The organism is Streptomyces sp. ActVer, assembly GCF_027270795.1.
In the GTDB taxonomy this organism is placed as follows: Bacteria; Actinomycetota; Actinomycetes; order Streptomycetales; family Streptomycetaceae; genus Streptomyces; species Streptomyces umbrinus_A.
On the sequence record NZ_JAPWHT010000098.1, the window covers coordinates 1 to 20,651 of the forward strand.

Sequence of the window (20,651 nt, forward strand, 5' to 3'; positions counted from 1 at the left end):
CACGACCAGCACCAGCTGGAACACCCACCGAATCAGCCCAAGGAGGCGCAGTATGAACCCCGAGGTTTGTCGGTAGGCGTGCGCGGGCGCGATCTCTGCACTGAGATGCCGAGACGGTCGCAGGCTCGGATGAACGTGTCGGAGATGAAGACCTTCCCGCCGTCGATGACGACCGTGTCCGGCACGATCACCGGCTTCGCGGCGGCCTGCTCCATCCGCGTATCCACGTCCAGCAGCCGCCGGTGCGGCATCCGCGAAGCCGCCATCCGCAGCGATGCCGACCAGCCCGGCCGCATCGGTTCGGGCACCAGCATCCGCGCCAGTAGCAGCGCGGCGTCCACTGCCTTCGTGCCCACCGGCCGTAGCACCGCCGCGCAGATAGAGCGGGTCGCGACGTCGACCGCGATCGTCAGATCCGCGCGAACCGTCAGCCCTGAATCGAGCACCACCATCACATCCAGGGGGGTGGAGTCGATCTGCACCTGTTCGCCGGGCCGGTCCGCGAACGTCGGCGTGAACGGCCCCTGCGGCCGGTTCGCCGTCTGCCGCCGCGTCACCGCCGAGCCGAAGGTGTGCCGGCCGGTGGAAAGGGCGTCAATGAGCTTGTAGAAGGTGTTCTTGCTCGGCAGCGGCACAACCCCCTCACCATGGCTGGCCTCCACCATCTTGACCACCCGGCGGATCAACCGCGACCGCGTCCCCGTCGAAGCAGGTGTCTCCGCATCCAGGGCCTCCCGGACCGCCGCCACCAGCCGGGCATCCGCCCGCCCCGTCGCCTCCGACATCCGCACCTGCCGCTGGTCGACCAGCCCCCACAACCCCTGCTGGGCATAGCGCGACCGCTTGCCCTGCACAGTGCGAAGACTCACACCCAGTTCATCCGCCTTCGTTTGGGCCCGCTCCACCAGTGATCGCGTCGCCGGGTCGTACCCGGGCTGCGGAGGCGTTCCCGGCTCGGCGTCGGGCGGTAGCCCCGCCTCGACCTCCACGACATGGCGTTCCCACTCGCGTGCCGCCTTCTGCACCGGCTCCGGTAGCGTCGCCAGGAGACCAGAGGGCTCCAGCGTTGGCAGTGGCTCCGTGCCGATCACCGAGAAGTCCGGTGCTGCCATCAGATACGAGGCCAGCACCACCGACTCCTGCCCATCCTGTGAGCGCAGCCTCACCGAGGTTCCCGCCAGGGCCACCACCAGGTACTCGCCGTCGTCATAGGTGATCCAGTCCCCGGGCCGCAGCACGGAGGCGCTCTGCCCGGCCATCACCGCACCACTCCGGGCGACACGAGCGAGGCGGCGTGCAGCGGCACTGACACGTCCACCACCAGCTCGTGCGACCACAGCAGATGGAACAGCACCGGCAGCACCGCGATCGGATCCCCGACCAGCACGACCCCGTCCAGCAGCGGCAACGGCTCGGCGAACACCTCCCGCAGCCTGGAGACGACCGGCTCCATCCGGTGCCGGGGCGTGCGGGACCCCGCCAGCCACCGCACGTTCCGCACCACGATCGCATCCGGTGCCCCCACCAGCCGGAACTCCCACCCCACCTGATCGCAGGCCGCCTGTGTCGCCTCGAACTTGGCCCAGTCCCGGGGCTTGCGCCGGTCTGCCGGGCGGCAGTCGATCACGACCGCGGAGCCGTCGTCACGGCGTGCGAAGTAGTCCGGCGCGTGCGAGACGCCCTTGCCCGCCTCCGACCTCCAGAACAGCCAGAACGGCTGGGAGGACACCGCCACCACCGACGGGTCGAAGTCCAGCAGCATCACATGATCGCGCTCCAGCCAGGACTCGTACCCGATGTGCCCGCCCACCGTCGAGGACCACCACAGACCCGGAAGATGCCGCTGCCCCTTGTACGACTTGAACTCGCGCACCCCCACGGCGTCCTCGAACCGCACCGCCCACACATCCGCAAGCGGACGCCGGAACTCCGACCCGCCCGGGTCGACGTACCCGACCTCGAATCCCTCCACCGGCGGCCCCGCCGCCCCGCCCGGCAGCACATCCAACGCATGTACCACAACCAGCCAACCTCGCCCCTTGATGCAAGGTCACGCTGACCTGTGCAAGATCACGTGCAGCTTAGAGCTGACCTATGCAAGATCCACAATTACGAGACATCACCGACCCGATCGCTCACAGCGAACAGCGCCTGGGGAACAATTGAAGGCTCACATGCATTGAGTCGGCATAGCTCAACTTGAATGCCGAAGGGGAGATCATGACTTTGACGTCCGAACCGCTCACTCTGCCCGTGCTGCCGCTCGACGACGAGGTCGTGCTGCCCGGCATGGTGGTGCCCCTGGACCTCAACGACGCCGACGTACGCGCCGCGGTGGAGGCCGCACAGGCCGCCGCGCGCTCCAGTGGAGGAAGCAAGCCGAGGGTGCTGCTTGTTCCGCGGATCGACGGGACGTACGCGAACACGGGGGTGCTCGGCACGGTCGAGCAGGTCGGACGCCTCGCCGACGGCGACCCCGGCGCCCTGATCCGCGGGCGCGGCCGGGTGCGCGTGGGCGCCGGTACGACCGGCCCCGGAGCCGCACTGTGGGTGGAGGGTGTCCAGGTCGAGGAGACCGTGCCCGACCCGCTGCCCGGCGCCGTGACCGAGCTGGTCAAGGAGTACAAGGCGCTGGCCACCAACTGGCTGAAGAAGCGTGCCGCCTGGCAGGTCGTGGACCGCGTCCAGGCCATCGACGACGTGTCCGCGCTCGCCGACAACTCCGGCTACTCGCCGTTCCTCACGACCGCCCAGAAGGTCGAACTCCTTGAGACCGCCGACCCGGTGGCCCGGCTGAAGCTCGCCACCGAGCAGCTGCGCGAGCACCTCGCCGAGCAGGATGTCGCCGAGTCCATCGCCAAGGACGTACAGGAAGGCGTGGACAAGCAGCAGCGCGAGTTCCTGCTGCGTCGCCAGCTGGAGGCCGTCCGCAAGGAGCTGCGCGAGCTGAACGGCGAGGCGGAGGGCGAGGAGTCCGACGACTACCGGACCCGCGTCGAGGCCGCCGACCTCCCCGAGAAGGTCCGCGAGGCCGCGCTCAAGGAGGTCGAGAAGCTGGAGCGCTCCAGCGACCAGTCGCCCGAGGGCTCCTGGATCCGCACCTGGCTCGACACGGTGCTCGAACTGCCGTGGAACGAGCGCACGGAGGACGAGTACGACATCCAGGGCGCCAAGGCGATCCTGGACGCCGAGCACGCCGGTCTGGAGGACGTGAAGGAGCGGATCACCGAGTACCTGGCCGTGCGCAAGCGGCGCAACGACCGGGGTCTGGGTGTCGTCGGCGGCCGCCGCGGCGGTGCCGTGCTCGCGCTCGTCGGACCTCCCGGCGTCGGCAAGACCAGTCTCGGCGAGTCCGTCGCGCACGCCATGGGCCGCAAGTTCGTCCGGGTCGCCCTGGGCGGCGTACGGGACGAGGCGGAGATCCGCGGCCACCGGCGTACGTACGTCGGCGCGCTGCCCGGCCGTGTCGTGCGGGCCATCAAGGAGGCCGGGTCCATGAACCCGGTGGTCCTGCTGGACGAGATCGACAAGGTGGGCTCCGACTTCCGCGGCGACCCGGCCGCGGCCCTGCTCGAAGTCCTCGACCCGGCACAGAACCACACCTTCCGGGACCACTACCTGGAGGTCGAACTCGACCTGAGCGACGTGGTGTTCCTCGCCACGGCCAACGTGCTCGAAGCCATCCCGGAGGCGCTGCTCGACCGTATGGAGCTGGTGCGGCTGGACGGCTACACCGAGGACGAGAAGGTCGTCATCGCCCGGGACCACCTGCTGCCGCGTCAGCTGGAGCGGGCCGGTCTGGAGAAGGCCGAAGTCACCCTGGACGAGAGCGCGTTGCGCAAGCTGGCCGGCGAGTACACGCGGGAGGCGGGCGTACGCAACCTGGAGCGGTCCGTCGCACGGCTGCTCCGCAAGGTCGCGGCGCAGCACGAACTCGGCGAGCGGGAACTGCCGTTCACGGTCGGCGCCGACGATCTGCGCGCGCTGATCGGACGGCCGCACCACGTGCCCGAGTCCGCAACGGACCCGGCCGAGCGCCGCACCGCGGTGCCCGGTGTGGCGACAGGCCTCGCGGTCACGGGTGCGGGCGGTGATGTCCTCTTCGTGGAGGCGTCGCTGGCCGACCCCGAGACGGGCGCGTCGGGTCTGACCCTCACCGGTCAGCTCGGTGACGTCATGAAGGAGTCGGCGCAGATCGCGCTCTCCTTCCTGCGGAGTCACGGAGCCGAACTCGAACTGCCCGTGGGAGACCTGAAGGACCGGGGTGTGCACATCCACTTCCCGGCCGGCGCGGTCCCCAAGGACGGCCCGAGCGCCGGTGTCACCATGACGACGGCCCTCGCCTCGCTCCTGTCGGGCCGGCTGGTCCGCACGGACGTGGCCATGACGGGTGAGGTCTCGCTCACCGGCCGGGTGCTCCCGATCGGCGGCGTGAAGCAGAAACTGCTCGCCGCGCACCGGGCCGGGGTCACGACCGTGATCATCCCGAAGCGCAACGAGGCCGACCTGGACGACGTCCCGGCCGAGGTCCTGGAGAAGCTCGACGTCCACGCGGTCACGGATGTCCGCCAGGTCCTCGAACTGGCCCTCGCCCCGGCGACGAACGGCGCGGCGACGGAGGTTCCGGTGGCGGCGTGACGGACGCTGCCGGTACACGCGGCCCGGGAGTCCCGCAAGGGGTTCCCGGGCCCGACGACGTGTACTGCCACATCGTGTATTGACGCCCTCGCCTACCCTGGGGTCGACGATTCTGGTCCGTGCGGTTTGCGCCGCACCACCACGGGTTCCTGCTTCACAGGCCCTTGCCCTCTCCCCGAGGGAAGTTGGTCTTACACGGGCCTCCACGAGGCGTTACTTCCCGCCGGTCCGACGGTAGGTCCGGCAAACGAGGTTGTCGGGCGGTGCGACAGTAGTCGGGCGGGTGGTCGCCAGAGTTCCGTTGTGCTCGGTAGCCCCTCGAAGGTGGGACTTGCCGAACTCCTGTACGGCATGCCTGGCCATAGTGCGGACTCACCGTAGGTGTGGCGCGCCGGCAGGGTCCTGCCGTCCTTGGACCAGCCGCCGCCGTGGTCGACGAAGTAGTTGGCCTGGGCGGCTCCGCCCGTCGTGTCGGGGGTCGCGAAGTGGTACGCGCCACGGATCATGCCGACGTTGTACGAGCCGTTGTACTGCTGGGCGAAGTAGGGGTTCGTGCAGTACGTCCCCTCGGTGGCCTTGACGTAGGCCCACTTGACCCCGCTGGTCCACAGGGTCGACCAGGCGACGTTGCCCTGGTGGCTGCTGACGTCCACGCCCTCCGTCTGCGTGGCGTCACCGGGGGTCGGCAGACCGCCCTGGCCGTCGTGCGGGATGACGCCCATTCCCATGTGGGCGGAGCCCCGGGGCGGTACGTCGGCCGCCTGGGCCGGGAGCGGGAGGGTGAGGAGGAGAGAGGCGAGGGAGAAGAGGGCTGCGAGCAGTAATCGGGATCTGTGCACGGGCATTGCGTGCCTCCGAAGGCTCGGCGTGCTCGAAGGTGCGGGAACGTGCTCGATGAGTTGGCTCGATGAGAGGGCTCGAAGAGTGCTCGACGTGGGTAATGGCGTGGGCATGCCATTGAGTGCCTCTCAGCGACGCTACGCGCCGCGGCGACCGGGCGGAAAGAGGGGCCGGAGGCTGCCGTTGGTCTATTCCTGCGAAATACTGGCCCAGCTGCGGCAATGGCGGTCTTTGGCGGAAACTTTCACGATCGGGAAACCGGGTCATGGGTGCTGACGTGCACGAGGGCGGAAACGGCGAAGGGCACCGGACGAAATCCGGTGCCCAGGCGAGTGGTGTGGACCAGGGCGGGGTGGACCAGGAGTTCCTGGCGCTGGAACGCGAGCTGACCGTCCTGCTGCGGCGTGCCCGCGCCTCCTCCGGCGAGATGGTCCGGGAGGTCCATCCCGACCTGGAGTCCTCGGCGTACGGCCTGCTCGTACGGCTGGAAGAACTCGGGCGGCAGCGGGCGACGGAGCTTGCCGCGTACATCGGTGTCGGCAAGGCCACGATGTCGCGGCAGTTGCGGGCGCTGGAGGAGATGGGCGTCGTCGCCCGGGAGCCGGATCCTGCGGATGGGCGGGCCTGGCTCGTTCATCTCACGGAGGAGGGGCGTGTGCGGTTTCGTGCCGTGCGGGATGCTCGGCGGGCGCGGTATGTACGGGAGCTTGCCAGCTGGGACCGGAAGGAAGTGGCTGAGCTGGCGCGGTTGCTGCATCGGCTGAACCGGGGGGTTGAGAGCTGAGCGGGTTCCCTCCCGGGGGTTGTTTGCGGCTGCCGGCCGGTTGTGGCTGGTCGCGCGGTTCCCCGCGCCCCTAACGGGGCACGCCCCCGCTGCTCACAACTCCACGTACGCCACCGTCGCGTCGTCGTGTTGCTTTGAGCGGCCCAGGAACCTGCGCTCCACATCCGCCAGTTCCAGGGCTCGTACGCGGTCGATCAGCGCCTGGCCGCCCTCCTTTCGTACGAGGGTGAACAGGGCTGTCCAGTCGCCCTCGTGGAACTTGTCCGTCCAGCGGGTCGCGCCGTCCGTGAGGGCGGCCACGGCTCGGACGTCGGAGCGGGGGAGGGTGCCCGTCACAGCTCGGGCCGCGACCGAAGGGTCTGACGCCGCGGTGAAGAAGCCGCCTTCCTTGTTGCGGAGGGTGGCGTCCGTGGCGGTGTGGGAGGTCAGGGTGGCGCGGGGGACTCGGGAGAGGCGGTCGTCGAGGAGCGGGGTGACCTCGCCGGCGGGGGATTCCACGAGGAGGGCCGAGTCCGAGAGGACCAGGTACTCGACGGATTCCGGGGACCAGCGGGCCAGTACGACGGTTGCCTGTGGGGTGCGTGGGTGAGAAAGGTCACAGGTGGCGCGATGGGCGTCGGCGGTACGCAGGATGGCGTGCGCGAGCACCTCGGTCAGCGTCAGATCTCGCCGTGAAACGGACAGTTCGTGCAGGGATCCGCCGAGGCGGGCCGTGAACCAGGGGACGGAATGCAGACAGGCGTAGTCGGTGGCCGGTGGCGTCACACCGTCCAGGACGACGAGCGCGCCTCCCTGTCCGGAGGCGGGAAGTCCGAGCGACGCGTAGTCCTCGTCGGGGCGGGCGGGGTCACCGGGGACCGAGATCAGTTCCGAGCGCATTCGGCCAGTCTGCACGAGGCCTTCACAAGCTTCGCCAAAGGCTGGCAACCGTCCTCGAATCGCCCCCGACAGGCAGGTCAGGCGCCTGTTTTGAGGTGGAATCACCGACTCCGCTGAAGCGTGGCAGCGCATCTTGCCACCGGTCGCTGTGGACGTCCAACCGGCCCGCCGCGCAAGGGTGTCGCACGCGCCACGGGAACTTGCCGGTCCGCTCCTCGGGGATGTTCACTCCTTCGTGTGGCGGGTCAGGCGATGCACGACCACTGCCCACCGGCACTGGGAGGGTCGGGAGCCGTACCGGGACGAAACGCGAGTTGACGGATCGTCACCCGGGCCCATGGGGACACGAGTCAAGAATGCGAGCACCGGTGCAGAAAATGCGGCCTCGGCGCAAAGGCAGGCAGTCGGCCTCGGGTGAAGCCTCCGGGCACACGCCGAACTCGCCGACCGCACAGAACATCCCGGACCCCGCGGGCCGCGGTCGCCCCGTGCACGTACGCAGTCGGCTGATCATCGCCGTCGCCGTCGTGGCCGCCGCGATCGCCGGAGCCGGCGCCCCGTCCGTGATCGCCGCGTCGAGCGATCTGAACGACTCGCAGAACCTGGTGACGCTCGCCGGACGCACCCAGGACGCGCTGGCCCTCGCCCACTCGCTCTCCGACGAACGCGACGAGGTCACCTCCTACATCGCGGCCGGCCGCCCCGACGGCAAGGGCCCCTCCGAGAACCGCAGCGCCCGCGTCGACCGGCAGGTCGACGAACTCCGCGCGGAAGCCGTCGAGGCCGACGCCCCCGCGGCGTTCCGCAAGACCCTCGACAACATCGCCACCGTGCGCCGAGCGGCCCTCACCGGGAAGAACACCGCTCTCGAAGCGCATCAGGCGTACTCCGCCGCCCTCACCGAACTCCACGGCCTCGCCGAGGAACTGGCCGAGCAGCTCCCGCCCCGCGCGGGCGCCGGCGCGCACGCCCTCGCCGAGCTCGACACCGCGGTCCAGCAGGCCGCCGCGACCCGCGGCCTCCTCCTCGCGGCCCTGAACGTCCCCACCTCCACGCAGACCGAGACCGACCCGATCACGGGTCTGCCCACGACGAGCACCACGTCGACCGCCGCGGACACCAGGCAGCGCAACGCGCTCACGGCCGCCGCCATGCAGTCCAACGTCCGTGAGCAGGCGGCGATCACCGGCTTCCGTGAGACCGCGCCGAAGACCGACCGTGCGTCGTACGACTCCACGGTGACCGGCGCCGAGGTCAACACCGCCGACAAGTACCTCGCGAGCCTGGCGACCCGCCCCACCCTCTCCAGCTCCCAGCTCGACACCGACACCAAGAAGCTGGACGCCGCGCTCTCCGCGCGCGTCGAGCAGATGCGCGGCGTCGAGGCCTCCCTCAACACCCAACGGGCCAAGGAACTCGCCCAGTTGAGGGACGACGACGTCACCGCGCTGGAGATCCGGATCGCGATCCTCGGCGCCCTGATGCTGCTCGCCGTCGGCGTCGCCACGGGCATGGCCCGCTCGCTCACCCGCCCGCTCGCCGTCCTGCGCCTCGGCTCGGCGCGCCTCGCCGCCGAACCGGCCACCCAGGAACCGGTCAAGTTCACCGGCCGCAACGACGAGTTCGCCCAGGTCGTACGCTCCGTCAACACGCTCCACGCGCACGCCCTCGCGGCCCACGAGCGGATGGCGACCCTGGAGGACGACCGCAGGCACCTCATCGGCAAGCGCCAGAAGATGGCCGACGAGCGAGACCGGCTCCGCTCCGAACTCGCCGACGCCGTCGCCCACTTGGAGCAGGTCCGCAGCAGCATCCACGGCACCTTCGTCAACCTCGCCCTGCGCACCCTCGGCCTCGTCGAGCGCCAACTCGGCGTCATCGAGGGCCTGGAGGAGCGCGAGCAGGACCCCGACCGCCTCGCCACCCTCTTCCGGCTCGACCACTTCGCCACCGTCATGCGCCGCCACAGCGAGAACCTGCTGGTCCTCGCGGGCGCCGACCACGGCCACCAGCACCCCGGCCCGGTCCCGCTCGTCGACGTCGTACGCGCCGCCGTCAGCGAGATCGAGCGCTACGAGCGGGTGCGGATCGCCGCGCTGCCGCCGCACGCGCACCTCGCCGGGTTCGCCGCCGACGACATCAGCCACCTGATGGCCGAACTCCTGGAGAACGCCTCGTCGTTCTCGCCGCCCGACATGCCCGTCGAGGTCTCCGGCTGGCTCCTGGAGAGCGGCGAGGTCATGCTCTCCGTCCAGGACGAGGGCATCGGCATGACCGGCGACCGGCTCACCCAGCTCAACACCCGCCTCTCGGACTTCGACCCCGAGGACGCGTACGACCAGGAGAGCGGGGAAGGACTCGGGCTCGGCCTGTACGTGGTGGCCCGGCTCGCCCACCGGCACGGCGTACGCGTGCAGTTGCGCGAGCAGAAGCAGGGCGGCATCACGGCGGTCGTCGTCCTGCCCAAGTCCCTGCTCGCCGCCGCGCCCGCCGTCGCCGTGCCCTCCGCGACCACCGCCCGCACGGCGGGCGGCGCCCCGGCGCTCTCCCTCCCGGGCGCGGACGCCGAGGCCAACTCCAATGTCCTGTACGCCCGTTCGGACCGCGACCCGCTGATCGCGGCCGCGGAGGAGTCCCTGCGGGACGCCGGCGAGGCGCCCCTCGCAGACAGTCCCGTACGCGAGGACGACGCGGACGGCACAGGCGACGAAGCCCACGAGGGCGCGAGCCCGCAGGCCGGCACCCAGGAGGAGCGGTCCTCCGAGCCCGTCGTCACCGGCCCCGAGACGACCATGGTGCTCATGGCGCCGGTACCCCCGGCCGAGGACCTCTCCGAACCCGCCGAGCCCGCAGAGGCCGAGGCCCGCGAACCCGAGGCCGCCACTCCGTCCATCACGCTCCCCGCCCAGAAGAGCACCGACCCGTACGCCATCGGCCCGGACGCCCACGAGCGCGTCCCCGACGCGCCGAACCAGCCGCAGTCGGCGTACGAACCGCAGACAGCGCAGGCACCGCAGGAATCGCACGCGCCGCAGGAACCGGACGAGCCGGTCACCGACAAGGGGCTGCCCAAGCGGACCCCCAGGATCTCCGCGCCCGCCCCGGCGGCGAGGCCGCGCAACGCGTCCGTGGACGCCGAGGCCCTGCGCCGCAGGCTCGGTGGCTTCCACCGGGGCGCGAACCACGGCCGCCGTGACGTCGAAGCGGAGATCGCCGAACAGACGTCGGGGCTGCAGCAGCCCGCCGCACATGCCGTAGAAACCAAGGGGGACACAGTCGAGGAGGCAAGCAGTTGACCGCGCCCAGTACCTTCGGACTGAGCAGTGAAGCCCGCAATCTGCACTGGCTGCTGACGAACCTCGTCGAGGAGGTGCCGGGGCTCCTGTCCGTCGCGGTGGTCTCCTCCGACGGCCTGTTGCTGCTCTCCTCCGACCCCGGGAGAAACGCCCAGGCACGTCGCGCCACCGAGACGCGCACGAGCCCCAAGGGCTCCGCGGCGGACCTGGCCACCATCGTGTCCGGCATCGGCAGCCTCGCCATCGGCGCCGCCAAGCTGATGGACGGCGGAGGCGTCAAGCAGACCATGGTCGCGATGGACGACGGCGGCCTGTTCGTCATGTCGATCAGCGACGGCTCGCTGCTCGGTGTGCACGGTGCCCCGGACTGCGACATGAGCGTCGTCGCGTACCACATGGCGCTCTTCGTGGGCCGTGCCGGGCACGTCATGACCCCCGAACTCCGCAGCGAGCTGCGGCAGTCGATCGAGGCCACGACGATGGAGGCGGCCAAGTGAACGACGTGAGCGGCACGCCCAGACTCCCGGTCCGCGGCGGCGACCGCAAACCCGCCCGCGTACGCCCGTACTCGCTCACCGGCGGCCGTACGCGCTTCGGGCACGTCCTGCTCGTCGAGACGTTCGTGGCGGCGCTCGAAGCCTCGCCGGAGCGCCCGGAACTGGAGAATGGTTCACTCTCCACCCGGGTGATGCCCGAGATGCGGGCCATCGTCGAACTCTGCCGCCGGATGCGTACGGTGGCCGAGGTCGCCGCCCTGCTGAAGATGCCGCTCGGTGTGGTCCGGGTGCTCCTCAGCGACCTGGCGGACCAGGGGAAGATCCGTGTGTACGGAACAGGTCACGGCCCGGGACAGCCGGACCGCGCTCTGCTGGAAAGGGTGCTGAGTGGACTCCGTCGTCTCTGACGCCTCCCGCGTCGAAGATGCCTCGCGATACACGCAATTCGCAAAGGATCCTCAACTCATCGAGCCTGAAGATGAGTTGAAGGCCTGGCAGAAGGACCGTACGCGCGCCCCGATCGCCACGAAGATAGTGGTGGCCGGCGGCTTCGGCGTCGGCAAGACCACCCTCGTCACCGCCGTCTCGGAGATCACGCCTCTCCAGACGGAGGCGCTGATGACCGAGGCGAGCGAGGACACCGACGACCTCAGCTCGACCCCGGAGAAGCTGACCACCACCGTGGCCATGGACTTCGGCCGCATCACGCTCGACGACGACCTGGTCCTGTACCTGTTCGGCACGCCGGGGCAGCAGCGGTTCTGGTTCATGTGGGACGACCTGGTGCGCGGGGCGATCGGCGCGGTGGTCCTCGCCGACACGCGCCGCCTGAAGGACTGCTTCCCGGCGCTCGACTACTTCGAGAGCTGCCGGCTGCCGTACGTCGTCGCCGTCAACCACTTCGACGGCAGCGAGAAGTACGAGCCGGAGGACGTACGCGAGGCCCTCACGATCCCTCCGCACATACCTGTCATGATCATGGACGCGCGCAGCAGGTTCTCGGCCATCGAGACCCTGCTGGCCCTCGTCGGCCACGCACTCGAAGTCAGCCCGGAATAACCGGGACAAGACGTACGTACGCAGAGAAGGACAGGCATGCGGAAGATACTCGTCGTCGGAGCCGGCCAGTCCGGTCTCCAGCTCGCCCTCGGACTCCAGTCGAACGGGTACGAGGTCACCCTGATGTCCAACCGCACGGCGGACGAGATCCGTACCGCCCGCGTCATGTCGACGCAGTGCATGTTCCACACGGCGTTGCAGCACGAGCGCGATCTCCAGGTGAACTTCTGGGAGTCCCAGGCCCCGAAGATCGAAGGACTCGGCGTCTCGGTCGCAGCCCCCGGCTCGCACGACCCCGGGCCGACCCAGCGCGTGATCGACTGGGTCGGCAGGCTCGACGGGTACGCACAGTCCGTCGACCAGCGCGTCAAGATGGCCGGCTGGATGGAGACGTTCGCCCAGCGCGGCGGCCAACTGGTCATCCACGGCGCGGCGGTCGGCGACCTCAACTACTTCTCCCGTACGTACGACCTGGTCCTCGTCTCGGCCGGCAAGGGCGAACTGGTGTCGATGTTCGGCCGCGACGCCTCCCGCTCCCCGTACACGGAGCCGCAGCGCGCGCTGGCCGTCGCGTACGTCCACGGCCTCGGCCCGCGCCCGGAGCACCCGGACTACGACGCGGTCCGCTGCAACCTCGTCCCCGGCGTGGGCGAACTCTTCGTCATGCCCACCCTCACCACCTCCGGCCGGGCGGACATCCTCTTCTGGGAGGGCATACCCGGCGGCCCGCTGGACGCCTTCCAGGGCGTCAAGGACCCGGCCGAACACCTCTCCCTGACCCTGGAACTCATGGAGCGGTTCACGCCGTGGGAGTACGCGCGGGCCACCAAGGTCGAACTCACCGACGCCGGCGGCACGTTGTCCGGACGATACGCGCCCACGGTCCGCAACCCGATCGGCCGGCTGCCCGGCGGCGGCCTGGTCCTCGGTGTCGCCGACGTCGTCGTCGCCAACGACCCGATCACCGGCCAGGGCTCCAACTCGGCCTCGAAGTGCGCCGCTTCGTACCTCGACTCGATCCTCTCGCACGGCGAGAAGGAGTTCGACGAGACGTGGATGCGGGACACGTTCGAGCGGTACTGGGAGACGGCCCAGCACGTGACCAAGTGGACGAACGCGATGCTCGGCGCACCGCCGGAGCACGTCCTCAACCTGATCGGCGCGGCGGGCCAACTCCCCCCGGTCGCCGACCGCTTCGCGAACGGCTTCAACGACCCGTCGGACTTCGAGAACTTCTTCTACGACCCCGAGAAGACGGGCGCGTATCTGGCGTCGGTCGCCGGAGCCTGACGGGACAGCCGCGCTGCCCCTCGACGCGCTCGTCCCTGCACGGCGGCTACCAGCGCAACTCCCCGTTCTCGTCCTGGAGAGTTCCGGTGGGGCCGTCCGCGTCGAGGGTGGCCAGGCGCACCACGGTTCTGGCGCTCTCTTCCACCGGCCTTCCGATTCCGAGGGCCGCGGTCATGTCCGTGGCGGTGGTGCCGGGCTCAAGGGCATTGAACTTGATGCCCGGCTGGGACTTTGCGTACTGCACCGTGAGCATGGTCGTGGCTGACTTGGACGCGGAGTAGAGCGCCAACGGCACGTTGAACTCCGGCCGGTCGGGGTTGTTCACCGCCCAGAAAGACCCGAGGCTGCTCGAAACGTTGACCACGGTGGGGTTCGAGGAGTTGCGCAGCAGGGGAAGTGCCGCCTCCGTGACGCGCACGACTCCCACCGTGTTGGTGTCGAAAACCCGCACTGCCTCGGGGCCGTTGATGACTTCGCTCCCGAGGATTCCGGCGTTGTTCACGAGCACGTCGAGCCGGCCCTCGGCCGCATCGATCGTCGCCAGCGCGTTGCTCACCGACGCGTCGTCGGTCACATCGAGCTGCACGAACTGTGCGCCGAGCGCCGCGGCGGCCTTCTTGCCCCGCTCGACGTCACGCGCGCCCATGTAGACGACGTGGCCCAGCTCCAGAAGCTGTCTGGCTGTCTCGAAGCCGATGCCCTTGTTGGCCCCGGTGATCAGTGTGACGGTCATGCCTTTCCTCCAGAATCGAGTGGCCCGAGTGGGCCGTTACAGGTGTCCGGACCGTTCTTTGCGTTGCTGACGCCGATCCGGGAGATCAACCGGTCAACTGACGGCGCATTTCGGCGGCGTCGTGCAGAGCGGTCATATGCACGAACCGCCCGTCGCGGACCTGGTAGATGGCGTATTCGACGATCTCGAACGAGGCGCCGGTGGGGGCCACGCCGAGCCATTCCTTCACCGGAGTGCCCGTGTTGATCAGGCGGGCGGCCAGCCGGTCACCGTCGAAGAGCAGTTCCTTGAGCTCCCAGTGGAGGTCCGGAACCGCGTCCACGTCCCGCCTCTGAACCGCGAGAAGGTCGTCCCGGGTGGCGGGCTCGCCGTTCAGCGTGGTCCGGTCGTTGATGAACTCGTCCATGCCGTCGAACTTGTGGGCGTTGAGCTGCTCGACATAGCGCAGGTAGAAAGCGCGCAGATCACTGTCGGACATCGGATGACCCTTCTGTGTGGCGGCGCCGACCTTCCCCGACTTCTGTATCGATCGCCGCAGAAGTCGACGATAGCACTTCCGCATCGATCGATGCGGAAGAGGTAGACTGCGGGGGTGGAGACGAAACAGAGCGGCCCCATCGGCCGACCGCGAGGGTTCGACGCCGACGAGGCTCTCGAACGGGCCATGCTGGTCTTCTGGGAGCACGGCTACGAGGGGGCCAGCCTGGCCTGCCTGACGAATGCCATGGGCATCTCCACCACCAGCATGTACGCGGCCTTCGGCAACAAGGAGGCGCTGTTCCGCAAGGCCCTGGAGCGCTACACCGAAGGCCCGAGCGCCTACCTGCCCCGGGCCCTGGAGGAGCCGACCGCCCTCGGCGTCGCCACCGCGATCCTGGCCGGCACCATTCGGACCACCACCCGCCCTGCCCAACCCAACGGCTGCCTGGGCGTCCAGAGCGCACTGACCGTCAGCGACGCCGGGCGGGAGGTCCGTGACCTGCTCGTCGCCTGGCGTGACAACGGCTACTCCCTCGTCCGGGAGCGGTTCCAGCGGGCCGTCGACGACGGCGACCTGCCTCCGGAGACGGATCCGGGGCTACTGGCCCGCTACCTCACCGCTCTGGGGTACGGCATCGCCGTGCAGGCCGCGAGCGGTGTGGGCCGCGACGAACTCCAGGAGATGGCCGACGCCGCCCTGCGCAACTGGCCGCTCTCCTGAGAACGGCGCCTGAGCTCTCACCGCAGCTGCGGGTCGGTCGCGGCTGATCGCGCGGTTCCCCGCGCCCCTGGGTAGGAAGGGGTGCTGTAGCCCTCGTCCGAACCGTCCGTCGCGCCTTCCGGGAGCTCCGGCGGGGTGTAGCTCGGCAGTGACTCCTCGTCGGTGTCCGGGCGGACCGCGCCCAGGATCGGATTGGCGGCAATGGGGGACACCTTGACCGTCGCCCCCGGTCTCGGAGCCTGGACGACCATGCCGTCACCCAGGTACATGGCGACATGGGTGGCCTCGGGGAAGTAGACGACCAGGTCCCCCGGCCGCAGCTCGCTCAGTTCCACGCGGGGCAGTTGGGCCCACTGCTCCTGGCTGGTACGGGGGATGGCACGACCCGCGCTGCCCCAGGCCTCGGAGGTGAGACCGGAGCAGTCGTACGTGTCCGGTCCCTCGGCGCCCCACTCGTACGGCTTGCCGATCTGGTCCACGGCATGGCGCAGCGCCTCGTCGCCTTCACGGGAGGGCGGCCGCGCACTGCTCAGCGCGCCCGAGGTGACGAGCTCGTCCTGCGCCTCGGCCACGCCCGACTTCTCCAACTCGGCCACCCGGGAGAGCTGTTCGGCGCTCAGTGAGACGAGCAGCTCCTCGACGTCCTTCAGCCGCTTCCCCACGAGGTCGCGGTCCTTCTTCTGCCGTTCGGCGAGGGTGAGTTGCTCGTCGAGTGCGCGCCGGGCCTCCCGGGCCAGCCCGTCGGTCCTCTTCTCGTCCACCACCAGCCGGTCGACCGTTCCGGCGCGCTCCAGCGAGACCTGCCGGATCACCTGGCCCTGGTCGAGCGCGCGCTGAGGATCGCGGGCGAGCAGCAGCCGTACGTACGAGGAGATCTCGCTCGTGCCCTGGTACTGCTGCCGGGCGAGCCGTCCGGCGGCACCGCGACTGCCCTGGAGCGAGAGCCGGGCCGCGGAGAGGCGCCCGTTGAGCCTGGCGACCTCGGTCCGCTGCCGCTTCAGCTTCTCCTCGGTCGCGTTGTACGTCTCGGTCGCCTCCTCGGCCTCCCGGTACAGCCGCTGGAGATCGGTCAGCAACTCGGCGACGGACGGCTCGCCTTCGGGTACGGAACCCGGTGCAAGGCTCTCGCCGGGCTCGGCCACCGGACTCTCACCGGGCTCGGGCACCGCCGCCGCAGGCCCGGGCGCGAGGACGGCGCCGGCCGCGATCGCCGCCGTACAGACCAGCCGCAGAAGCCTTCCTGACACGTCATCACCTCCGGTGCGGGGCGCGGCCCTTCCGCTCCTCCGCATCGCGAGCATCAGACGCGCGCGCGAGCCCCGCGCGGCGAGCGTGGGCGATCCGGCCCAACAAGGTCACTCGTCGGTGTCGTCCGACTTGCCGTCCGGCGTGGCGTCTGGCTTGATGCGCGCCGCGGTGTCGGGCTTTGGCTCCGGCCTGGACCACGGCCACCTGAGCCTGCCGCCGCTCGTGTCCGTGGGGTCGTACTCGTACTTCCACCCCTGGTGCAGCGCGAGCCGCCTGCTGGTCCCGGCCTGGACCCGCCGGTAGACGAGCACGGTCGGCGGGCCACCGGCGTTGTCCGGGACCGGGACCCGGTACACCTTCGGCGGGTGTCCGGTCGGACCGAGCAGGACCGGCAGCACCCGGCCGTCCAGGGGGCCGCCTTCGAAGGGGGTGTCTTCGCTCTTCACGCAACCAGTGTCACAGCAGGTGCGCCGCGTCGCTCACCACGGGCAGCACCGCCCGGGCGAACGTGCCCATCGGGCCGTCCGCGGGCTCCATCGCCAGCGCGGCCCGTACGGCACCGGCCGTCTGGGCGTCGCGCCCCGCGGTCGCCACCAGACACGCGACGAACTGCTCGACGAGCCAGTCCCGCAGCTCGTCCAGCGGCGGTTCCTTCTCTTCATCCAGCCAGATCAGGGAGGCGGCCTCGACCGCCGTGATCCACATCCGGACGGTCATCCGCAGCCGGGGTGCCGGCTCCTCGACCTCCAGATGAACCAGGATGTGCTCGGCTGCGGCCCGTCGCACGCCGTCCACGATGGCCGTGGTCCGGGACGTCTCGACGACGCTTCCGCCCTGCAACAGCGCGCTGAATCCGGCGTCGTGCTCGTCAACGAAGGCGAGGTAGCGGTCCAGGGCGTTGGAGAGCCGCTGGGTGAGCGGGCCCTCCGGGGGTTCGGCGAAACAGTGCTCCAGCTCTTCCGCGGCGGACCTCAGTGCGGCCTCGTACAACTGCTGCTTGCCGCCGGGGAAGTACCGGTACACCAGTGGGCGTGAGACGCCGGCCGCCTCCGCGACGTCGTCCAGGGAGACCTCCTCGGGGGCCCGGGCCGCGAACAACGACAGCGCCGCGTCGAGCAGTTGGCTCCGCCGCTCCTCGACACTGAGCCGCCGATACGCGCGTGTGGGAACCTCCGAGGTCATGTCCCGCAGCGTAACCTTTCTCGCCCCCGCCGCCCCTACCCGTCCCATCCCTGGGGGCTGCCGCCCCCGGACCTCCGCTGTCGGCCTGAACGGCCTCGTCCTCAAACGACGGACGGGCTGGGTGGTGCGGGGTTGGCAGGCTGGGTGGTCGGGGCCGATGGGGGTGGGGGCCTGACCGGTATGTTGCCCTTGCCCTTGCCCTGCCTCTCCCGAGCGGATGATCCCGGAGCCGGCCACGGACGCCACGTCCCCGGGGCGGTGGTCAACGATTTTCGCGTCGGCTGCGGATGCTCAGGGCGATGGCGGAGACGAGGAACCAGAAGGCGCCGAAGGCGGAGTATCCGGCGAGGGCGGACAGGCTGCTCGTCGCCGAGGCGGACATGGCGGCGAAGTTGGCGCCGGCGAGGACGGAGAGTCCGCCGCTGATGAGCATGGGCCACTGGGCACCGACGGTGCGGCGGCGCCGGATCGCCACGACGAGCTGGACCGCTCCGGAAAGGAGGGCCCAGATGCCGAACACGAGCAGGGTCGTCCCGATGGTGGAGAAGACGGCGATGATCATCCCGGCGGTGGCGGCCAGGCCGAGAGCCATGTTGATCGTGGCGACGCGGTCCGAGGAGCCCGTGGTGCCGGCCATGCGACGTTCGACGAGCGTGGCGATGGCGTCCCACAGGGGGTAGACGACGAGCAGCACGGCCGCAGCCACGGTGGGCTTGTCCGTCGACACCAGCGAGGCGGAGGTCGCGGTGACGAGTGCCACCCAGACCAGGGAGAAGGCGACCCGGATCAGATAGAGCGATCGGAGGCCGGAGAGCGTCGTCGAGGTCGTGGTCGTGCTCGGAGTCACAGCGGTCTGAGTCATCGGGTGTCCCGTTTTGTGATCGTGATGGTGTGAGACGGTCGCCTCGACGAGGAGTCTCGGCGGCCTCGGGAGGGACCGCGTACTTCGAACGAAGTAGTTCTGCCATCCACTTCGAATCGAACGATTTCCGCCGTCCCCACCGCACCCGAACCGGGCCCGCCGCCTACTTCATTCGAAGTACACGGCCGCAGCACACGTGGACGAGAATCAGGACATGGCCAAGGCGCACGACAACCACGACGAGCCCGTGGCACCCCTGTGGGTCCGCCGCCCCGAGGCCCTGCACATCATCGCCTTCTCCCTGGCCGCGCTGGTCTTCACCGGCCAGATCGTGGCAGCGATCCTGCGAGGGTCGGACTGGCCGACGGCCCTCTCCGTGCTCCTCGCCGGTGGTGGTGTCGCCCTCTCCTGGCGGTGGCCGTGGGCAGGACTGGTCGTGACGAGCGCGGCGTCCTTCGCCGTCACAGCGGTGGGCCACGACCCCCTGTCGGTGTGGATGATGGCGGTGCTCGTACTGTTCTCGGTCACCGTCAGGGGCAAGCAGCCGCTGGTCGGAACCGGCATCGTGGCGGCGTTCTTCCTGGGTGCGTTCATGACGCTGGGAGGATTCAGGGGCGGCGCGATCGTGGGAGCGGCCGCACTCTTCTCGGCCGTCGCGGGAGGCGCGACAGGGGCCGCGCTGCGCATCCATCGCGAGCACTGGCGCACCCTGGAGGAACGGGCCGAGAGCGCCATCGCCACCCGCGAGATCGAAGCCACCCGACGGGTGACCGAGGAACGACTCCGCATCGCCCGGGACCTCCACGACGTCATCGGTCACCAGGTCGCGATGCTGAGCATGCATCTCGGTGCCGCGGAGGTCGGGCTGCCCGAAGACGCCGAGTCCTCCCGGCAGGCCCTCGTCTCGGCCAGGTCCAGCGCCCGTACCGTCGTCGTCGAAACGCAACGGATCCTCGCGCTCCTCCGCCTCGGAGACGACACTGCCGACGACGAGGCGCTCAGGCCGACCCCGGCGCTCAGCGGCCTGGAAGGCCTCATCGCCTCTTTCGAGAGCATCGGCCTCGAAGTCCGTCCCTCCATCGACATCCCGGCCGGTTTCGTGGAGCCCAGCGTCGGCGTGACGGTCTACCGGGTAGTCCAGGAAGCACTCACGAATGCCTACCGGCATGGAGAGGGGACGGCAACGGTGGACGTGCGCGAGCGCGACGGCAGGATCTGCGTGACCGTGGAGAACCGCGTCGGTCACACACCGCGCGCCTCGGGCAGCGGACTCGGCCTCCTGGGCATGCGCGAACGCGTCGAGTCCTCCAGCGGCCGGCTGACGATCGACAGTGACGACGGGCGATTCCGCGTCCACGCGGAGTTCAGCCCCTTGGGAGCCACCGTCCGATGACACGGATTCTGATCGTCGACGACCAGGAAGAGATCAGGGCCGGCATCAAAGCGATGCTCAGGCTCGACCCCAGTCTTGTCGTCACGGGCGATCTCTCCGACGGACTCCAGGTCGTCCCCTACCTCCGGGACCACCCCGTCGACCTCGTCCTGATGGACATCCGGATGCCCGGCATCGACGGTGTCGAGGCCACCCGCCGGATCCGCAAGGAGCACCCACCCGAAGAGCTGCGGGTGATCGTGCTGACCACCTTCGACCAGGACGACATCGTTCTCGCCGCCCTCCGCGCGGGCGCCAACGGCTTCCTGAGCAAGACCGTGAGCCCCGCCGAACTCGTAGCCGGAATCACCGAGGTCGTAGGCGGCGGCGGTGCACTGTCGGCCGCCGCGACCGCCGCGCTCATCGGCCACATGACCGACAGCCCGCCCCCGCTGATCGACCAGGAACTGCTACGACGCTTCGACGCCCTGACCCCCAGAGAACGGGACGTGGTCATCCTCGTCGCGAGCGGCCTAGGCAACGACGAGATCGCGGCCCAACTGTCCGTATCGCCATTCACCGTAAAGACACATGCGGTGCGGGCCATGACAAAGGTCGGCGCCCGCGACCGAGCCCAACTCGTCTCATTCACCTTCCGCGCCGGCCTCTACCCCTGAGCCCCCCGAGCGGCTGTGCCCGGACCGCCCGCGGATACGTGACGCAGTGAAGGAGCGAGGCCGATCATGCCCGCAGCCGGCATCGTGCCGGAG

19 protein-coding genes and 1 pseudogene are annotated in these 20,651 nt (G+C 69.9%); 10 read left to right on the plus strand and 10 right to left on the minus strand.

Annotated features, from left to right (window positions below; genetic code table 11):
- Positions 1-32: 32 nt before the first annotated feature.
- Complete coding sequence (locus tag O3Q52_RS18100) at positions 33-1,259, minus strand: hypothetical protein (protein WP_269649819.1); 1,227 nt, start codon at positions 1,257-1,259, stop codon at positions 33-35.
- Positions 1,259-2,008 carry a TnsA-like heteromeric transposase endonuclease subunit gene (locus O3Q52_RS18105; protein WP_269649820.1) on the minus strand — a complete coding sequence of 250 codons (750 nt, stop codon included), beginning with the start codon at positions 2,006-2,008 and terminating at the stop codon, positions 1,259-1,261. The genes O3Q52_RS18100 and O3Q52_RS18105 overlap by 1 nt, the downstream gene beginning before the upstream one ends.
- Positions 2,009-2,220: 212 nt before the next feature.
- On the opposite strand from O3Q52_RS18105, the gene lon reads away from it, so the two are divergent.
- Positions 2,221-4,638 (plus strand): endopeptidase La, encoded by a 2,418-nt coding sequence (gene lon / locus O3Q52_RS18110; protein WP_269649821.1) that lies wholly within the window; start codon positions 2,221-2,223, stop codon positions 4,636-4,638.
- 392 nt (positions 4,639-5,030) lie between these two features.
- On the opposite strand, the pseudogene O3Q52_RS18115 reads toward lon, so the two are convergent.
- Positions 5,031-5,483, minus strand: a pseudogene (locus tag O3Q52_RS18115) (GH25 family lysozyme); the annotation flags it as partial.
- 272 nt (positions 5,484-5,755) lie between these two features.
- Here O3Q52_RS18115 and O3Q52_RS18120 point away from each other — a divergent pair.
- Positions 5,756-6,262: a MarR family winged helix-turn-helix transcriptional regulator gene (locus O3Q52_RS18120; protein ID WP_269649839.1), complete on the plus strand. Its 507-nt coding sequence runs from the start codon at positions 5,756-5,758 to the stop codon at positions 6,260-6,262.
- 93 nt (positions 6,263-6,355) lie between these two features.
- Here the strand turns inward: O3Q52_RS18120 and O3Q52_RS18125 are convergent, their stop codons facing one another.
- Positions 6,356-7,141: a protein phosphatase 2C domain-containing protein gene (locus O3Q52_RS18125; RefSeq protein WP_269649822.1), complete on the minus strand. Its 786-nt coding sequence runs from the start codon at positions 7,139-7,141 to the stop codon at positions 6,356-6,358.
- Positions 7,142-7,497: 356 nt separating this feature from the next.
- Here O3Q52_RS18125 and O3Q52_RS18130 point away from each other — a divergent pair, with 356 nt between their 5' ends.
- From O3Q52_RS18130 to O3Q52_RS18150, 5 genes are read left to right on the plus strand one after another with little or no spacing between them, the layout of a single operon-like run.
- Entirely contained in the window at positions 7,498-10,437 is a 2,940-nt protein-coding gene (locus O3Q52_RS18130) for a nitrate- and nitrite sensing domain-containing protein (RefSeq protein ID WP_269649823.1), read from the plus strand.
- Positions 10,434-10,934 carry a roadblock/LC7 domain-containing protein gene (locus tag O3Q52_RS18135; protein WP_269649824.1) on the plus strand — a complete coding sequence of 167 codons (501 nt, stop codon included), beginning with the start codon at positions 10,434-10,436 and terminating at the stop codon, positions 10,932-10,934. Before O3Q52_RS18130 ends, O3Q52_RS18135 begins: the two co-directional genes overlap by 4 nt.
- A 5-nt stretch (positions 10,935-10,939) precedes the next feature.
- On the plus strand, positions 10,940-11,341 hold the full coding sequence (locus tag O3Q52_RS18140; RefSeq protein WP_189838446.1) for a DUF742 domain-containing protein: 402 nt from the start codon (positions 10,940-10,942) through the stop codon (positions 11,339-11,341).
- A 58-nt stretch (positions 11,342-11,399) separates the two neighbouring features.
- Positions 11,400-11,993: an ATP/GTP-binding protein gene (locus O3Q52_RS18145; protein WP_269649840.1), complete on the plus strand. Its 594-nt coding sequence runs from the start codon at positions 11,400-11,402 to the stop codon at positions 11,991-11,993.
- A 36-nt stretch (positions 11,994-12,029) separates the two neighbouring features.
- Positions 12,030-13,283, plus strand: coding sequence for a styrene monooxygenase/indole monooxygenase family protein (locus O3Q52_RS18150; RefSeq protein ID WP_269649825.1), 1,254 nt, complete (start codon positions 12,030-12,032; stop codon positions 13,281-13,283).
- A gap of 46 nt (positions 13,284-13,329) precedes the next feature.
- On the opposite strand, the gene O3Q52_RS18155 is transcribed toward O3Q52_RS18150, so the two are convergent.
- Positions 13,330-14,016 carry an SDR family NAD(P)-dependent oxidoreductase gene (locus O3Q52_RS18155; RefSeq protein WP_269649826.1) on the minus strand — a complete coding sequence of 229 codons (687 nt, stop codon included), beginning with the start codon at positions 14,014-14,016 and terminating at the stop codon, positions 13,330-13,332.
- An 85-nt stretch (positions 14,017-14,101) separates the two neighbouring features.
- Positions 14,102-14,494, minus strand: coding sequence for an ester cyclase (locus O3Q52_RS18160; RefSeq protein WP_269649827.1), 393 nt, complete (start codon positions 14,492-14,494; stop codon positions 14,102-14,104).
- 114 nt (positions 14,495-14,608) lie between these two features.
- Here O3Q52_RS18160 and O3Q52_RS18165 point away from each other — a divergent pair, with 114 nt between their 5' ends.
- Positions 14,609-15,217, plus strand: coding sequence for a TetR/AcrR family transcriptional regulator (locus tag O3Q52_RS18165; RefSeq protein WP_269649828.1), 609 nt, complete (start codon positions 14,609-14,611; stop codon positions 15,215-15,217).
- 17 nt (positions 15,218-15,234) lie between these two features.
- Here the strand turns inward: O3Q52_RS18165 and O3Q52_RS18170 are convergent, their stop codons facing one another.
- The 4 genes from O3Q52_RS18170 to O3Q52_RS18185 form a co-directional block, all read right to left on the minus strand.
- Positions 15,235-16,464, minus strand: coding sequence for a C40 family peptidase (locus tag O3Q52_RS18170; protein WP_269649829.1), 1,230 nt, complete (start codon positions 16,462-16,464; stop codon positions 15,235-15,237).
- Positions 16,465-16,572: 108 nt separating this feature from the next.
- Positions 16,573-16,911: a hypothetical protein gene (locus tag O3Q52_RS18175; protein ID WP_269649830.1), complete on the minus strand. Its 339-nt coding sequence runs from the start codon at positions 16,909-16,911 to the stop codon at positions 16,573-16,575.
- Positions 16,912-16,921: 10 nt separating this feature from the next.
- Complete coding sequence (locus O3Q52_RS18180; RefSeq protein ID WP_269649831.1) at positions 16,922-17,647, minus strand: TetR/AcrR family transcriptional regulator; 726 nt, start codon at positions 17,645-17,647, stop codon at positions 16,922-16,924.
- Positions 17,648-17,909: 262 nt separating this feature from the next.
- Entirely contained in the window at positions 17,910-18,509 is a 600-nt protein-coding gene (locus tag O3Q52_RS18185; RefSeq protein ID WP_269649832.1) for a DUF308 domain-containing protein, read from the minus strand.
- Positions 18,510-18,723: 214 nt separating this feature from the next.
- Between O3Q52_RS18185 and O3Q52_RS18190 the strand changes: the two genes are divergently transcribed.
- A complete protein-coding gene (locus tag O3Q52_RS18190) occupies positions 18,724-19,902 on the plus strand; it encodes a sensor histidine kinase (protein WP_269649833.1) in 1,179 nt (392 codons plus the stop codon).
- Positions 19,899-20,558: a response regulator transcription factor gene (locus O3Q52_RS18195; RefSeq protein WP_269649834.1), complete on the plus strand. Its 660-nt coding sequence runs from the start codon at positions 19,899-19,901 to the stop codon at positions 20,556-20,558. Before O3Q52_RS18190 ends, O3Q52_RS18195 begins: the two co-directional genes overlap by 4 nt.
- The last annotated feature ends 93 nt before the right edge of the window (positions 20,559-20,651 follow it).

What these genes read in the sequence shown, in the direction of transcription:
- O3Q52_RS18125 (WP_269649822.1), bottom strand. Translation starts at nt 7,141, where the DNA reads ATGCGCTCGGAACTGATCTCGGTCCCCGGTGACCCCGCCCGCCCCGAC.
- O3Q52_RS18185 (WP_269649832.1), bottom strand. Translation starts at nt 18,509, where the DNA reads ATGACTCAGACCGCTGTGACTCCGAGCACGACCACGACCTCGACGACG.
- O3Q52_RS18130 (WP_269649823.1), top strand. Translation starts at nt 7,498, where the DNA reads ATGCGAGCACCGGTGCAGAAAATGCGGCCTCGGCGCAAAGGCAGGCAG.
- O3Q52_RS18180 (WP_269649831.1), bottom strand. Translation starts at nt 17,647, where the DNA reads ATGACCTCGGAGGTTCCCACACGCGCGTATCGGCGGCTCAGTGTCGAG.
- O3Q52_RS18195 (WP_269649834.1), top strand. Translation starts at nt 19,899, where the DNA reads ATGACACGGATTCTGATCGTCGACGACCAGGAAGAGATCAGGGCCGGC.
- O3Q52_RS18155 (WP_269649826.1), bottom strand. Translation starts at nt 14,016, where the DNA reads ATGACCGTCACACTGATCACCGGGGCCAACAAGGGCATCGGCTTCGAG.
- O3Q52_RS18100 (WP_269649819.1), bottom strand. Translation starts at nt 1,259, where the DNA reads ATGGCCGGGCAGAGCGCCTCCGTGCTGCGGCCCGGGGACTGGATCACC.
- lon (WP_269649821.1), top strand. Translation starts at nt 2,221, where the DNA reads ATGACTTTGACGTCCGAACCGCTCACTCTGCCCGTGCTGCCGCTCGAC.
- O3Q52_RS18160 (WP_269649827.1), bottom strand. Translation starts at nt 14,494, where the DNA reads ATGTCCGACAGTGATCTGCGCGCTTTCTACCTGCGCTATGTCGAGCAG.
- O3Q52_RS18190 (WP_269649833.1), top strand. Translation starts at nt 18,724, where the DNA reads ATGGCCAAGGCGCACGACAACCACGACGAGCCCGTGGCACCCCTGTGG.
- O3Q52_RS18150 (WP_269649825.1), top strand. Translation starts at nt 12,030, where the DNA reads ATGCGGAAGATACTCGTCGTCGGAGCCGGCCAGTCCGGTCTCCAGCTC.